Annotated in this window: 13 protein-coding genes; 10 read left to right on the forward strand and 3 right to left on the reverse strand. The window is 62.0% G+C overall.

What is annotated here, in order from left to right:
- Positions 1 to 28: 28 nt before the first annotated feature.
- Both VGN46_RS00440 and VGN46_RS00445 read right to left on the reverse strand, forming a co-directional pair.
- Positions 29 to 799, reverse strand: coding sequence for a YkgJ family cysteine cluster protein (locus VGN46_RS00440; RefSeq protein WP_331639457.1), 771 nt, complete (start codon positions 797 to 799; stop codon positions 29 to 31).
- A 91-nt stretch (positions 800 to 890) separates the two neighbouring features.
- Positions 891 to 1,877 carry an SGNH/GDSL hydrolase family protein gene (locus VGN46_RS00445; RefSeq protein WP_331639459.1) on the reverse strand — a complete coding sequence of 329 codons (987 nt, stop codon included), beginning with the start codon at positions 1,875 to 1,877 and terminating at the stop codon, positions 891 to 893.
- Between the two features lie 184 nt (positions 1,878 to 2,061).
- Here VGN46_RS00445 and VGN46_RS00450 point away from each other — a divergent pair, with 184 nt between their 5' ends.
- Positions 2,062 to 2,859 (forward strand): helix-turn-helix transcriptional regulator, encoded by a 798-nt coding sequence (locus VGN46_RS00450; RefSeq protein WP_331639461.1) that lies wholly within the window; start codon positions 2,062 to 2,064, stop codon positions 2,857 to 2,859.
- Between the two features lie 331 nt (positions 2,860 to 3,190).
- On the opposite strand, the gene VGN46_RS00455 is transcribed toward VGN46_RS00450, so the two are convergent.
- The gene (locus VGN46_RS00455; protein ID WP_331639463.1) at positions 3,191 to 3,715 is read right to left on the reverse strand and encodes a hypothetical protein; all 525 of its coding nucleotides are present in this window, start codon (positions 3,713 to 3,715) and stop codon (positions 3,191 to 3,193) included.
- A gap of 185 nt (positions 3,716 to 3,900) precedes the next feature.
- Between VGN46_RS00455 and VGN46_RS00460 the strand changes: the two genes are divergently transcribed.
- The 9 genes from VGN46_RS00460 to VGN46_RS00500 all read left to right on the forward strand — a co-directional run bounded on the left by VGN46_RS00460 (position 3,901) and on the right by VGN46_RS00500 (position 15,037).
- Complete coding sequence (locus VGN46_RS00460) at positions 3,901 to 4,917, forward strand: LLM class flavin-dependent oxidoreductase (protein ID WP_331639465.1); 1,017 nt, start codon at positions 3,901 to 3,903, stop codon at positions 4,915 to 4,917.
- A 603-nt stretch (positions 4,918 to 5,520) separates the two neighbouring features.
- Positions 5,521 to 7,692 (forward strand): polysaccharide biosynthesis tyrosine autokinase, encoded by a 2,172-nt coding sequence (locus tag VGN46_RS00465; RefSeq protein ID WP_331639467.1) that lies wholly within the window; start codon positions 5,521 to 5,523, stop codon positions 7,690 to 7,692.
- A 2-nt stretch (positions 7,693 to 7,694) separates the two neighbouring features.
- The gene (wcaK, locus tag VGN46_RS00470) at positions 7,695 to 8,924 is read left to right on the forward strand and encodes a colanic acid biosynthesis pyruvyl transferase WcaK (RefSeq protein WP_331639469.1); all 1,230 of its coding nucleotides are present in this window, start codon (positions 7,695 to 7,697) and stop codon (positions 8,922 to 8,924) included.
- Positions 8,925 to 8,926: 2 nt separating this feature from the next.
- Positions 8,927 to 10,159: a glycosyltransferase gene (locus VGN46_RS00475; protein WP_331639471.1), complete on the forward strand. Its 1,233-nt coding sequence runs from the start codon at positions 8,927 to 8,929 to the stop codon at positions 10,157 to 10,159.
- Between the two features lie 12 nt (positions 10,160 to 10,171).
- Positions 10,172 to 11,596, forward strand: a complete 1,425-nt coding sequence (locus VGN46_RS00480; RefSeq protein ID WP_331639473.1) for an MOP flippase family protein — start codon at positions 10,172 to 10,174, stop codon at positions 11,594 to 11,596.
- A gap of 19 nt (positions 11,597 to 11,615) precedes the next feature.
- Positions 11,616 to 12,488 carry a glycosyltransferase family 2 protein gene (locus VGN46_RS00485; protein WP_331639475.1) on the forward strand — a complete coding sequence of 291 codons (873 nt, stop codon included), beginning with the start codon at positions 11,616 to 11,618 and terminating at the stop codon, positions 12,486 to 12,488.
- Positions 12,489 to 12,511: 23 nt separating this feature from the next.
- Entirely contained in the window at positions 12,512 to 13,714 is a 1,203-nt protein-coding gene (locus VGN46_RS00490; protein WP_331639477.1) for an O-antigen ligase family protein, read from the forward strand.
- Positions 13,707 to 14,219 (forward strand): DapH/DapD/GlmU-related protein, encoded by a 513-nt coding sequence (locus tag VGN46_RS00495; protein ID WP_331639479.1) that lies wholly within the window; start codon positions 13,707 to 13,709, stop codon positions 14,217 to 14,219. The genes VGN46_RS00490 and VGN46_RS00495 overlap by 8 nt, the downstream gene beginning before the upstream one ends.
- Positions 14,216 to 15,037: a glycosyltransferase family 2 protein gene (locus VGN46_RS00500; protein ID WP_331639481.1), complete on the forward strand. Its 822-nt coding sequence runs from the start codon at positions 14,216 to 14,218 to the stop codon at positions 15,035 to 15,037. Before VGN46_RS00495 ends, VGN46_RS00500 begins: the two co-directional genes overlap by 4 nt.
- Positions 15,038 to 15,048 lie beyond the last annotated feature (11 nt).

Raw genomic sequence — 15,048 nt, forward strand, 5'->3', positions numbered from 1 at the left:
GCCCCGGTGCGTGGCAAGTGCTCTGCGGCTATTCGTCGCCGACGAAGCTCACGAAACGGTGTTCGGCACCGGCGATGTCGACCGCCTGCATCGCACGGGCACCCGCGGATTCCAGCAACCACATGGTCCGCAGGCGATGCGACACCAGCACCCAGTCGTGCTCCTCACCCGGCGAGTTGGATGTTTCTGCCACGGCTTGGAGAACTTGCTGCAGGTGGGCTCGGGCCGGCGCATAGACGAGCACGCCCTCGTTGGACAGGCCGGCTTCGTGCATGCCTAGCAAGGCGCACAAGCGTGCCCTGGCTTCGGCTTCGGCGTAATCATCCTCGCGACGCTTGATCACCGCGCCGGCGACCACAGGATCAGCCCAACGTCCTTCGTCATCCTGGAGCACCTCGGGGGCGTGCCAGGCCTCCGGCGGACAGAGCTTCATGGCCGGGTCGACCGAGATAAACGGATTCACCTCGGCGGGGTACACGCGGCACGCTGTCGGCCTGCGTTCGTAAATGCCACAGCCCATGTCCGCGCGCAGGTTCGGGCACGCACCGGCGAAGCTCGCGACCAGGGTCACGATCACCCGCACCGGCAAATGTCCGCTGCGTGCGAGGAATGAGCGCTTGCGTTTATGCCATGCAGGGCCGTTATCCGCCGGCGGTTCTTCAGGCCAGGGAATGGCCTCGCAGAAGACTTCGACGTCACCGCCATTCTCGAGCCAGGCCTGTGCCTCAGCCATGCTAAGTGGGAGGCGAAGGCCGTGGCAGCAACGGCCACACATCGTGCAGGAAAAATGGAGCGTCATGGTGGCTCTTGCGGCGGTAGCTGCTTAGGCTACCACGCAGCCGGCGGCCCGCTACGTCGCAGGCCGCCGGCTGATCCGGCGGTTATCGCAATTACTTGTTGCCCTTTACCGTAAATGCCGCATCGGCCTTCTGGCTGAGCGTGCCCCAATCGAAACGCTTGCGGATCTCGGTGGCCCAGATCTGCGCGATCACCTTGTAGACCTCTTCGGTTGGATGGGCTTCATCGCTGGTGGTAGTGAGGAAGGCAGCCGCCTGGTTCTTCGGCGGCGCGCCATAACGCACTTCGATGCCGCTCGGTTGCGCGCCCTTGGTGAACCCGTACGACGACAGGTTCTTGCACACGTGGTACATCGGCGTGAACAGGTCGACGATGGCGGTTTCGTTGATCTTCGGCAGTTCCTTGATCTTGTTGGCCAGCTCATGGCCAAACTCGAAAGAGCCGGTGGAGAAGTCGATGATCTTGGCAGTCTCCTCTTTACCCATGAAACGCACGGCATCCTGGGGGTCCGGCAGGTTCCCGAACAGGAAGTTGGCGTGAGAGTCCAGCCGGATGATCTCATGGCAGATATCGACCATCTGGTCAGCCACTTTCTTCATGTCTGAGGATTCACGCTCGTTCGTCACCAGGTCGTTCAGGCCGAACCAGATCAGGTAGAGGCTATTGCCTGGTGCCGCACCGTATGTCTTCAGGTCGTTCTTGTAACGCTCGAACTGCTCCCTGAATGTACCCAGGCCCGTACTGGGGCGGTCGGAACCACCCATCGCGCCGCCCTCCGCGTAGTTCACGTAATACAGCGGGCCACCGGTCGGCGAACCGTTCTTGCTGTTCGCGCTCCAGGTAAGGTGCGGGTTGGCTGCGGCTTCAGAGGTCGCCTTGTTGGTGACGATCAGCGGCTGGCCACCCGCCCACTCCCAGATGAAGTCGGTCCAGTTGCGGTTATCGCTGTAGCGGTTGACCTGGTTGGTCCGCATCAGGTGGAACATCGCGGCGAAGGCGCCCGTCCACGTTTTCCGCTTCACACCGATATCCGAAAGGCTATCGCCGAAAATAATGAGTCGATCGATCTTGGTCGTCATGCATGTCTCTCCCGATGCGGGTACGCGGCGCGTCCCTTGGAAGGCAATATCGCGAGCGCACGCGCATGGCCGTATCGGGAAAATCCCGATTTCCGGGTCGTGTTCGCCTGACTGAAGCGGTTATCCCCCGGCTATTACCTCACACGTCATTGCGGGGCCACCGGGATCCACTTACGCTTTATCCATGACAACCCACACGGGCGGCACCACCAGCGAACTCGGCCGGCTCTTGAAGGCATGGCGCGGCACTCGTGGCATGAGCCAGATCGAGCTATCCCTGGAAACGGGGGTCTCGCAGCGTCATCTCAGCTTTATCGAGAGCGGGCGGAGTTCACCCAGCCGGCAAACGCTAATGCTGGTGGCCGAGGGCCTGGACATGCCGTTCCGTGAACGCAACCAGCTTCTGCTCGCCGCGGGCTACGCGCCCCAGTACATGGAAGAGCCTTGGGATGCGGCTTCGTTTGCCATCGTCCGGCATGCCCTGGAGCGCATGCTGCTGCAGCACGAACCGTACCCCGCCGTGGTCATGGATCGGTACTGGAACGTCGTCATGGCCAACGACGCATTTCGCGCCATGCTCGGCTCGTTCATCGATCTCGAGCGCTATCCCAAGCCACGAAACATCCTGCAGATGGTGTTCGATCCGCAAGGCCTGCGTCCGTTCGTCGTGGACTGGGAGCGATCCTCCGCCTCCCTGCTCCAGCGCGTGCGTCGCGAGGCCGTGGGCGGCACGATCGACGACCCGATGCACGCGTTGCTGGCGTCGCTGCATGCCGTGGGCGACGTGCGTGACCTCGCCACTGACGACAAGTCCGCGGATCTCCCCGTCATTCCCCTGACCCTCGCCGATGCCACGCATCGGCTCAGCTACTTTTCACTGGTGACCACCGTCGGCACGCCACGCGCGCCCGGGCCCCAGGAGCTACGCCTTGAATGCATGGCCCCTGTCGATACGGAAACCGAGGCCTGGCACCGCGTCTAGTTCTCCTGGAGTACTGCTCGACCAAACCGTGTTTGAAACTCGGACGTAGCCTCCGTTTCACCTGCCAATCAAGGCGTTATGAGATTTTCGCCCGTCATCGGCACCCCTTCCGTTACGACGACGTCGGATAGGGGGCAATGTCACGTATCGTGACAACTTGTCACGATACGTGACATTGACTAGCATCTACCTCGGAGGCGCCCTCGGGACCCTCCTACAGGTACCTCGAGCCGGTGATAAGAGGCCCTGCCGCCTTCGTTGAAGGTCCTCACCCAGAGTGGGATGTCCAAGAGCTTCCGGCGCAAGAAGGGCCCCATTGGGGCCCTTTTTTTCACGACGATCGGCGCGGTCGGCAGCCCAGACGCACGTTGCGAAGGATGGCGCTGAGGCTGATCTTCTGCACACCGCGCTGCCTTTGCGGCGCATCGAATCGCACATAAGCGCTCTCCACGAAGAATAGCGCCTTACCCGCACCAAGCATTCGGATGTTGAAGTAGACAATGTAGTCGCCCGGCTGGTGGCCGGCATTGACGGTGAAGAAGTTGTCGCGGCCGGTGAGATAGCAACGGCGCGCCTGAAGTCCGCGAATGACGCCTGCCAACTCTTTGGACAAAGCCCAGCGAGCCGGACAGAATTTTCGCGTCTCGCCACGGCGCGTATCCGTGTATGCCGATCGCGCATCGATGAACTCACCGTTCTCATACGCCGTGGTGAAGCAGTGATGCGAGAAGTGCACGGGCATCGCGATCGAGAATGCTGACCGGCCAGGTCGACCAGGCTTCCCGTCAACGTGAGATACGTCGACCCTGAATTCGAAGGGGTCAAGATGATCGATGCCGTAGGTCGTTCCATCCATCGCGTGTGCGCGCCACGCAGGTCCATAACATCTCGTCACGATCGTCCCTCTGTGAAGGCCGGATTGGACCAGTGAGGACATGCAAGGGCAAGAGCGTTGGTTCGCGCAATCCGCAGCGTGCGGACTGTATGTACTATTTGTGCTTCGCGACCCGACGCCGTTCGCGCCATCCCAGGAACCCACGCATGAAACGCATAGGATTTCTCTCATTCGGACACTGGACAGACTCGCCGCACTCGGCGACGCGCTCGGCTCAGGACGTGCTCCTGCAGTCGATCGACCTGGCTGTGGCGGCAGAGGAAGTGGGTGCGGACGGCGCGTACTTTCGCGTTCACCACTTCGCCAACCAGCTGGCATCGCCGTTTTCGTTGTTATCTGCGATCGGCGCGAAAACCCGACGTATTGAAATCGGGACGGGCGTGATCGATATGCGCTATGAGAACCCGTACTACATGCTGGAGACCGCCGGTGCCGCCGACCTGATCAGTGGCGGCCGTCTTCAGCTCGGTATCAGCCGTGGTTCGCCCGAGCAGGTGATCGATGGCTGGCGGCATTTCGGTTATGCCCCCGCGGACGGTGAAACGGATGCCGACATGGGCCGCCGGCACGCGGAGACTTTCCTCCAACTGCTCGGCGGTAAAGGTTTCGCCCAGCCAAATCCGAATCCGATGTTCCCCAACCCACCAGGCCTGCTCCGGCTGGAGCCGCATGCCCCGGGCCTGCGTGAGCGCATCTTGTGGGGTTCGGCATCCAATGCCACCGCGGTGTGGGCGGCGAAGATGGGCATGAACCTGCAAAGCTCGACACTCAAGGCCAACGAAACCAACGAGCCGCTACATATCCAGCAAGCGAAGCAAATGCGCGCGTATCGAGAGGCATGGGCCGAATTTGGCCATGCGCGCGAGCCTCGTGTCTCCGTGTTGCGCTCCATCTTCCCACTGATGAACGACACCGACCGCGCTTACTTCGGGCGCAGCAAGAGCAGCGACCAGATCGGTTTCATTGACAAGATGGAGGCGGTATTCGGGAGGACCTACGCCGCAGAACCTGAGGTCCTCGTTTCCGAGCTGGCCAGCGACCAGGCCATCGCCGAGGCCGATACGTTGCTGCTCGCCGTGCCCAACCAGCTTGGCGTCGAGTACAACGTGCATCTGCTCGAGTCAATCCTGAAGCAGGTTGCACCCGCACTAGGCTGGCGTTAGCTCTGTTTGACCCCATACGTGACATCGCGCCCTGTAGGAGCGCGCTTGCGCGCGATGAGTACTTGCGCACACTTTGATCGCGCGCAAGCGCGCTCCTACAAGGAGCTGCGGGTCTCATATCGCATTGCGACACAGATGAACGCGTTGTCGCGCGCGGAGAGGCCATACGCCGATGTGCACTGCAACGATTCGAACGCCCCGACGCATCGTTCGTTAGGTGAGTGTCGTTGATACCAACATGCACACTCACTGAATCATCACGAAATACCCTTATATCCGACAACGGATATGTATTTTATTGATGCGTGTCGCAGAACACATCTACATGACTTTCGGTCGCGCGCGTCACGCGTCTAAGCTCCGAAGGCGAAACGCCGCGTGTCGATGGATCGCGACGGTATTTGTCCGACAACATCGGCACCTTGTCCCCAGGTGTTCGCGTTTTTGATTTCCCCATTGCGGTGCATTCGATGCATTGCACGCTTGTTATTGCGATTTTGTGTCGAACTCACACGTGAGATTCGTCCGCTTAGTGAGTCATTCATCAAAGCCTCGTTATAACCGTTCGGACGGCCATTTCACTTTGGGACCACCTGCCCACGCATGATGAATTCAACAGATCAGGCGCGTGACGACGATACCCTGGACCTAAACGCGCTGTTCGGCACGCTTTTAGACCATAAGTGGGTGATAGCATCCGTCACCAGCGCATTCCTTCTCATCGGCGTGCTCTATACGGTGTTCGCCACACCGATCTACCAGGCCACATCGGTGGTCCAGGTGGAGCAAAAGACGCCTTCCCTGCCCGGCTTGAGCGATCTCACGCAATCACTGGGCACCACCGCATCGCAGGCGACCACCGAGATTGCGCTGATCACCTCGCGCCTCGTCATCGGGCAAGCCGTTGACGAGCTTCACCTGAATGTACAGGTGGATGCGCAGCGCATGCCCCTCTTCGGCGACTACTTATCGCGCGGGCGAAAGCCCGGCAACCTGGGGCCGGTGCGCTTTGGCCTCAGTCGTTACGGCTGGGGTGGCGAGATCGTCGATATCTATAAGCTCGACCTTCCCGATACCCTGCTGAACCACAAGCTGGAACTGCGTGCGGGTGAAAACCACCAGTTCACCCTGCTCGACGATAACGGCAAGACGATTGCCCAGGGCACGGTGGGGCAACGGGTCAAGGCCGGCGACGTGACCATACAGATTCGCCAGCTGCTGGCGAACCCAGGCACGCGCTTTGACCTGGTAGAACAGCCAGCGCTCACGACCATCAACAAGCTGCAGACCGACATCGTCGCACTGGAGCAAGGTGCTGATTCGGGCATCATCGATCTCACCTACAACAACGCCGATCCGGTGCTCGCGCAGCAACTCATGGAGCACATCACCAAGGCTTATGTGCGGCAGAATGTCGAACGTAATTCGGCGGAAGCGGCGAGCCAGCTGCAGTTCGTGAAAGACCAGCTGCCGAAGGTGCGCAATGAGCTCGATCGCGCCCAGTCCGCCATGAACGCGTTCCAGACCAAGTCGCATGCGGTGGATATCAGCATGCAGACCAAGGGTCTTCTCGATCAGATCGTGGGGGTCGAGAACAGTATCCAGCAGTTGCACATGCAGCAGGCGGACATCGATCGGCGCTTCACCCACGATCACCCTGCCTACCAGGCGCTGGAGCAGCAGATGGGTACGCTGCAGGCGCAGAAGGCGGCCATGGAAAAGCAGGTCGGCGACCTGCCGGATACCCAGCAGGAGCTGTTGAAGCTCAGCCGCGATGTACAGGTCAGCTCAAACACCTACACCAGCCTGCTCAACCAGGCCCAACAGCTCGATATCGCCCGTGCGGGTACCGTCGGCAATGTGCGTATCGTCGATAGCTCGCTGGTCGATGTGAACCAGCCGGTGCAGCCGCGCAAGGCGCTGGTCGTCGTCATCGCCACGTTCCTCGGCGGCTTCCTCGCCCTCGCCTTCGTCTTCCTGAAACAGATCCTCAACCGTGGTGTCGAAGACCCTACGGTCATCGAGGACCTTGGCTTGCCGGTGTACGCGTCCGTTCCCCTGAGCCGCGGGCAGACCGCGACCACGCGGGGCAAGAAGAGAACGCTACTCGCCATCGCCGATCCCGCGGACCTCGCCGTCGAAGCGTTCCGCAGCCTGCGTACCAGCTTGCATTTCGCACGGCTCGAGGCCAAGAACAACATCCTGATGATCTCGGGCGCAAGCCCATTCGCGGGCAAGACCTTCGTTTCCGCGAACCTGGCCGCGGTCATCGCCCAGGCGGGCCAGCGCGTGCTGCTGATCGATGGCGACATGCGCCGTGGCACGCTGCACCAGCACCTGGGCATTCGTGCGGGCGAAGGTCTTTCCGATGTACTTGTCGGTACGCACGCGGTCGACGCGGTGATGCTGAAGAACATCGTGCCTAACGTGGATTTCATCACCCGTGGCCGTGTCCCGCCAAATCCCTCCGAACTGCTGATGCATGAGCATTTCACCCAGTTCATTAACAGCGTCGTGCCGAACTACGACCTGATCATCGTCGATACACCGCCGATCCTCGCGGTGACCGACGCCGCCGTGATCGGCCACCACGCCGGTACGAGCCTGCTCGTGGCGCGTTTCGGCCTGAACAAGGCTCGCGAGCTGGCCCTGGCCCAGCAACGCTTTGAGCAGAACGGTGTGGAACTCAAGGGTGCCATCTTCAACGCGGTAGAACGGCGTACCGCCGGGTATTCCGCTTACGCCTATTACAAGTACCAGACCGAGCCGACGTAACCATGACGCGCATTCTTATCGTCGGAAACCACACCTGCGGCAACCGCGGCGACGGCGCGATCCTGCGCGGCTTGCTCGAGTGCCTGGAAGATGCAATCCCGGGTTGCAAGATCGACATCCTCAGCCGCTTCCCAACCAGCTCCGCGTGGTTGCTGGGGCGTCGTCTCGAGCGGGATACGCTCAACGCGTACTACAACGAAGCGAGCAAGCAGCACCTCGGCTCGATCCGGGCGAAGGTGTTGCGCCGTTTCATCCCGTGGTTGTTGCATGGCCATGTGACCGGCACCTGGTGGTCGCGCCTGATCAGCCTGCCCCAGCGGCACAAGGACTATATCGTCGCCCTCGGGGCTTACGACCTCGTGATCCAGGTCGGCGGCTCGTTCTTCGTCGACCTGTACGGCCCAACCCAGTACGACCACGCCCAGTGCGCGCTGCTGGCCAGGCGCCCGATCTTCTTCATCGGCCACAGCGTGGGTCCGTTCGAACACCCCCTGTTCCGCAAGATTTCCCAGGATGTCATGGCACGCGTGGATGCGCTGGCCTTGCGGGAAGAGGTAAGCCTGAAGCACATGGCCGATGGCCAGATCCCGCAGACCCGGGTGCGCGCCGCGGCGGATACCGCGTGGCTCGTTTCCAGTGGCGATCCCGCCTACACCGCCTCACGTCCGACCGTCGCGGTGACATTCCGCGAACTGGCCCCGTTCGACAAACGCCTGGGGATCAGCCAGGACACCTATGAGACGGCCTTCGCCGAGTTGCTTGATGCGGTGGCGGATGCAGGCTACCAGGTCCAGGCGCTGTCGACCTGCACCGCGATCGATGGCTACCCGAAGGATGACCGGATGATCGCGCTGCGCGTGCGCAACCGCATGCGCCGGGCCGATGCGATGGCGGTGGAGATGGACGAGCTTAACGATGTCGAACTCGGCCACCGGTTCGCGCAGTGCGTGCTGACCATTGGCACGCGCCTGCATAGCGCCATCATGTCGATGAATTTCGGCACCCCCGCGGTGGCGCTTGCCTACGAACACAAGAGCGAAGGCGTCATGCAGCGCCTCGGTACCTCCGAGCTGTCCATGCCGGTCAAGTCACTGCTGGATGGCACCCTGAAGAGCAAGGTGCTGGGGCTGCTCCAGGATGAGTCGTTACGGTCGCGCGTTGCCGCTGCCGTGGCGCGCGAGAAGGCCTTCGCGCGCGAGTCCGTCCTCGCCACGCTAGGCGTTGGGGCCTGACCATGCAGGTGCTATTCGTCCTCCCCGAATTTCCGAAGTATTCGGAAACCTTCGTGATCGACCAGATTGTCGGCCTGCTCGATCGAGGCTTCGATGTGCGCATCCTCGCGGTCAGCCGGGGCGGTACGCCATCGCCTGGCGATATCGTGGAGCGGCGCGGGCTGATGGAACGGGCGACCTTTATCTTCAACCACTCCGCCGCCACCGTGCCGGGCTGGCAGCGCCTGCTCGACCGGGTGAAGCAGGTGGCACCCGCCCTGGGCCAGGCGCATGTCCGTCGCGCGCTTTCCATACGCCGCTACGGCCATGTGGCGCGCAGCCTTACCCTGGCTGGCGCGGCACGCAAACTCACCCAGCCCGTCAAGGCCGGCGCGATCATCGCCCATTTCGGGCCCACTGGCGTGCTCGCGGTCCATCTGCGGGCGCTAGGTTTGATCGAAGGTCCGCTCTATACGATTTTCCATGGTTACGACCTGTCCCAGTACAGCGTGCTGACTCGCCACGCAACGGATTACCCCAAACTGTTTGCGGCGGGCGAGCGCATGTTACCGATCAGCACGCGCTGGCAACACAAGCTGGAAGCCATGGGCTGCGCGCCGGAGAAGATCCAGGTTCACCGCATGGGTGTCGACCTGGATAGCTTCCCTTTCAGGCAACGCACCCAGGACACGTTATCGCCCGAACGGACCCTGCGCGTGCTTTGCGTAGCACGGCTGGTCGAAAAGAAAGGCGTGCGCTATCTGTGCGAGGCCGTGGCACACGCCACGGAACGCGGGGTTCCCATCGATCTGGAGATCATTGGCGATGGCCCCCTGCAGGGTGACCTCGCGGCCTTCGTCGACCAGCGCGGGATGTCCGCGCATATCCACCTGCGTGGCCGCCGTGACAAGCCGTTCGTCCAGGCCGCCCTGCGGTCCGCCGATGTCTTTGCCCTGCCCAGTGTCACGGCCGCCGACGGCGACCAGGAAGGTATCCCCGTCTCGCTGATGGAGGCGATGGCCGCCGGCGTGCCATGCCTGTCGACCCTGCACAGCGGCATCCCTGAGCTCATCGATGACGGTCGCACCGGCTGGTTGGTGCCCGAACGCGACGCCGACGCGCTGGCCGAAAAGCTCGGCGCCATTCAGCGCGGCGATTACGACCTGGCCCACGTGGCCCGCAGCGCCCGTGACACGATCGAAGCCCGTTTCAACCAGCACCGGCTGTACGACCAGCTGGCGGCGCAGCTTGCCTGACGGAGGCGAATGATGGCTTCCGTACGCCGCGACGCACTCTGGACCGCAGGCTCAACCGTCGTCAGCGCCCTGAGCCAGCTGCTGCAGATCGCGCTGCTCGCGCATCACGTGGATGCGCACCTGCTCGGCGCACTGGCGATCGTCAATGTCGTTAACGCGATCGCCACGCTGCTGCAGGACATGGGCTTGTCGAGCTACCTGATTCATCGCCAGGACATCAGTAAGCCCGAGCGCACCTCGCTGTTCTTTATCAGCGTAGGTCTCGGCGTGGTTTCGGCATTCGTCTTGTTCGCTTCCTCGTACGCCGTGGCGGACTTCTACCACTCCGATGTCCTGGGCTACCTGCTGCGCCTGTCGACCCTGAACTTCCTGATGCTTGGCATGGCGGCCCAGTACCAGGCCAGCATGATCAAGGCCTTCCAGATCCCGCGCCTGGCGCGTATCGAGGTGATCGGCCGCCTTTCGGGTCTGGCGACGCTGGTGGTGATGGTGCTGGGCTTCCAGGCCTCGATCGAAGCCGCCGTGTACGCCATGGTCGTCAACAGCTTCGTACGCCTGGCCTTGTTCGTCATGGCTGCCGATCGCGACTGGCATCCAGGACGCGCGTTCGACCGGCCGATCATCGGCGAAGCCTTGCGCTATGGCGCGTTCCAGCTCGGCTCGCAGGTGATCAACCAGCTACGCAGCCAGGCCGATCAGATCGTACTGGGCAAGTTCCTTGGCCTGGCTTCGCTCGGCGTGTACTCGCTGGCGAAGGAGCTGGTCTTGCAGCCGACCAAGCTGATCATGCCGGTGGCACAGCGCCTTGCACTGCCACGCCTTGCCACGCTACAGGGCGACCCGGCCGCGCTCCGCCGTATCTATCTCGTCGGGTTGCGCGGCGTTGCGCTGTTCAGCGCCACGGTGTTCATCATGCTCGGCGTGGCCGCGCCCCTGGCGGTCACGATCCTCTATGGTCACCGTTACGATGGTGTCGCCGCGCTCATACCGCTGATGCTGCTGTTCGGCATGCTGCGTCCGCTCGGCTCGCTGATCGGCGCGCTGAGCCAGAGCCTGGGCCGATCGGACATCGAGTTCGCCTGGAACCTGAAGATCTGCGGGATCACCCTGGCGGTGAGCATCGCCGGCGCCATGTCTCGCTCGCTTGAGATCATGGCGGTGGCGCTGGCCTTCAGCCAGGTGCTTTCCACGGTACTCTCCTACTACTTCTTTTCGTCGAAGATCATTGCGATCACCCCGCGCGACTTCTTCAGCGCATGGACGCTGGAGAGCTTCGTACCCTACGCCATGCTGATGCTCGCCGTCGCGATTGATCCGTTCGACGATTGGAAAGCCTGCGCCATCCGCTTCGCCTTTGCCATGCCGCCGCTCGTCTGGCTGGCCTGGCGCAGCCGTGCCGTGTTGCTCTCGCGCCATGTGGCGCCAGTGGGAGCCTGAGATGAGGAGCGAACACGCCATGTCACTCGTGAGTGTCTACATCCCCACACGTAACCGTTCGGCGCTGCTACGCCGGGCGATCGATTCCGTGTTAACCCAGAGCTATCCGCGTATCGAGATCCTGGTCTGTGATGAGGCCTCTGACGACGATACGCCGGAGGTGATGGCCGACTACATCGCCCGCTTCCCGGGCAAGTTCACCTACCTGCGCAACGACACGCCACAGGGTGCCTGCCGCGCACGCAATCGCTGCATCGAGAACGCCACGGGCACCTACGTCACTGGCCTGGACGATGACGACTTTTTTCACCCGCAACGTGTCGCGTGCCTGGTCGACCTGTATGTGACCCATTCGCCCTCGTTCGCCTGCACACGGTTCCGCTACTTCCAGGACCTGCAACAGGTGTCCATGCTGCGCGATCGCGTGTACTCATCTGTCGAACTGGGCAAGGCCGATGCCCTGACCTTGCCCGGCCTGCTTTATGCCAATCACGCCGGTAACCAGGTGCTGACCGAGCTTTCGCGCATGCGCGCGCTGGGTGGTTTCGATGAGGCCATGCCGAGCTGGCAGGATTACGACATGTGGATTCGCCTGGCCGAACGCTATGGCCCCGCGGTGCGTTCGCGCCACTTTCTCTCCTTTGTGGACGACGACCGCAGCCGCGCCCGCATCCGCAACTCCAACAAGCGCGCCGAGGGCAGCCAGCGCTTCATCGCCAAGCACGCCGGCCTGATGAGCGCGGACCAGCAACGCAATCACCGAAACATCCAGTACGTGATGAACCGCGAACGGCCGCCGCTAGGCGATATCGCCCGCAATCTCTCGCTAGGCGGCTACAAATCGACCCTGAAGGTACTCATCCACAAGTTCTTCGGCGTGGCCCTCGGCTGATGGTGATCAACCGGACCCGGGCGATGGCGATCACCTTGATGGCGATGATTTTCGTCCAGATCCCGCTTGGGCACAGTTCGGCCAGCAAAACGCACGTGAACGTGTACCACCTGCTGCTCCTGATGATGCCGGTGCTCTACCTGCCCGCCGCGCGTTACCTCAAGCTCAACCCTGCGACCGCGTTCATCGCCGTGCTCACGGCGACCTCGCTGGCCGCCGCGGCGACTTACGGCGGCGGCCTGCGTTCCACGCTGATCGTATTCGTTGCGAGCTCGTACTTCCTGGGCATGGTCTTCGGACACAAGCTGGCCGAGATAGAGCTTCGGCGGATCTTCATCTGGATGCTGGGCTGCTGCCTGACCTTCCTGATCCTGCGCGATATCGCCTACGCCAACGCGCTCGGCTCGATCTACACACGCAGCGAAACCGCCTCAAGCGTCCTGTATATGTCCACCGGCGGCCGCAACATCGAGGCCAGCCTGCTGGCGTTGCTCTCCATCCTGCTGATCGGCACCCGGGCCTATCCGATCGCCGCCGGCATCGCCTTCCTCACCAGCGCCACCATGCTTTCCCGCGCGGGGTTGATCGGCGCCGCCGTCTCCATCTTCATCGCCGCCTGGCGCATGCGGAAGACGCGGCATTACTACTTCTACACGTTCTTCTGCGTGGCCATGGTCGTGCTCGTCGTCGGCCTGATCCTTTCGCAGGTGATCGACGTACCGGTGCTGGATCGCTTCAACCTGCAGGCTGAAACCCAGCTGGAGCACAAGAACGTCGGGCGTCTCGCCTTGTGGAGCAATGCCGGCATCGCTCTGAAACAGAACCTGCTGGGCTATGGCGTGGGCAATGGGGTGCCGATCATGGAGCAGATCTCAGGGCTGAAGTTCGTCGAGAACAACGTCCATAACATCTACCTACAATTCCTTCTCGAAGGCGGCCTGCAGTCCGCGCTGCTGTTCATCGTGATGTGCGCGCACATCCTGTTCTCGAAGACCGAAGGCCAGAACACTAACGTCAAGGCGTTCCTGCTCCTCTACCTCATGCTGGCCGTGATCGAGTTCAGCGGTTACGAGGCCTACTTCTGGTTTTTCGTCGGCATGTTTTACGCGCGGCAACAGGTGCGCCACAAGCGGCTCGCCGCCGAGGCGCGAGAGCATGAAAAGACCCGCAGGGCCTGGCTACGCGGCAAAGCCCCCTTATCCGGACCGGAGACCGCCCATGCTTAGTGACTTCCGTGCCGATGCGCGCCGCCTGAAGTCGCTGCCTGGCTGGCGCGGCATGCCCTGGTGGATGCTCGACCAGTCCTTCTGGGTGATCCTCACCTACCGGATGATCGCCAGCACCCGCGGCACGATCTTTCACACGCCACTGCGTGTGTTCGAGAAGATGGCGGAGTTCGTCTTCAAGAGCTACCTGCCGACCACCGCCATGATCGGGCCCGGCCTGGTGATCTTCCATGCCTTTGGCGTGATCATCAATGGCAAGACCACGATCGGCCGCAACTGCACGCTGTATGCGCGTGTATGCATCGGTAACCGCTTCCCGGGCGACGGCACGCCGACCATCGGCGACAACGTCACCATCGGCACCGGCGCCTGCATTTTTGGCCCTGTGGTCATCCCGGATAACTACGTGGTGAAGGCCAATGCGGTCATCACCCCGGCATCCTTGCGCGATAGCGCTACCGCTTCTTCCCTCAAAAACCACGACCCCTTAGGAGCATCGTCATGAGCGAGGCCGAGAAGCGTTTATCAATCATCATCATCACGTGGAATGAGCTGGCCAACCTGGAGCGCTGCCTGCTGTCGCTCGTGGACAAGATCGACTTCAGCCAGGATGAAGTGATCGTCGTGGACAACGGTTCAAAGGATGGCAGCGCCGAGTTCGTGGCCACGCTGCCGCAGGTGCGCTATTTCCCCCTCGAGAGCAACCTGGGCGTCGGCCCGGCACGTAACCGCGGCCTGTTCCTGGCCCGCGGCAGGTACTGCATGACCCTGGACAATGACACGATCTTCCTGACCAGCGACCCAGGCAGCATCGTCGAGGGCTTTTTTGCCGCGCACCCGGAGGCAGGTGTGGTGGGTTTCGAGCTGCTTAACGTGGATCGAAGCCGGCAAGACTCCACCCGCCGATTCCCACGCTTCTACCAGCCGATCGCCGCGCGCGTCTCGGCTACGCGCAAGCTGGGCTTCGTGCAACGGGAGCTGGATCGCCACCTGATGACCGACACGGTCTTCGAGAACGAAGCCGACCCGATGGAAGTCGACTACGTACTGGGCGCGAACCAGACCTTCACCAAGAAGACCGCGGCGCTGCTCATGGGCTATGACGACCGGATCTTCTTCGGTCCGGAGGATGCGGAGTTCTGCGTACGTACCCTGAAAATGGGGCTCCGCAACTATTACTCGCGGCGCATATCCATCGTTCATGACTACAAGCGGCGTACGCGTAAGTTTTCGAAGCTGACGATTAAACACCTTGCGGGGTTTGCTTACATGCTGAAGAAGCATGGCGGGGTGTTTCGCTATTCGTTGAGTGAGCGGCGTTGAGGTTTAATGGT

This window comes from Luteibacter sp. (genome assembly GCF_036500425.1).
Classification (GTDB): Bacteria; Pseudomonadota; Gammaproteobacteria; order Xanthomonadales; family Rhodanobacteraceae; genus Luteibacter.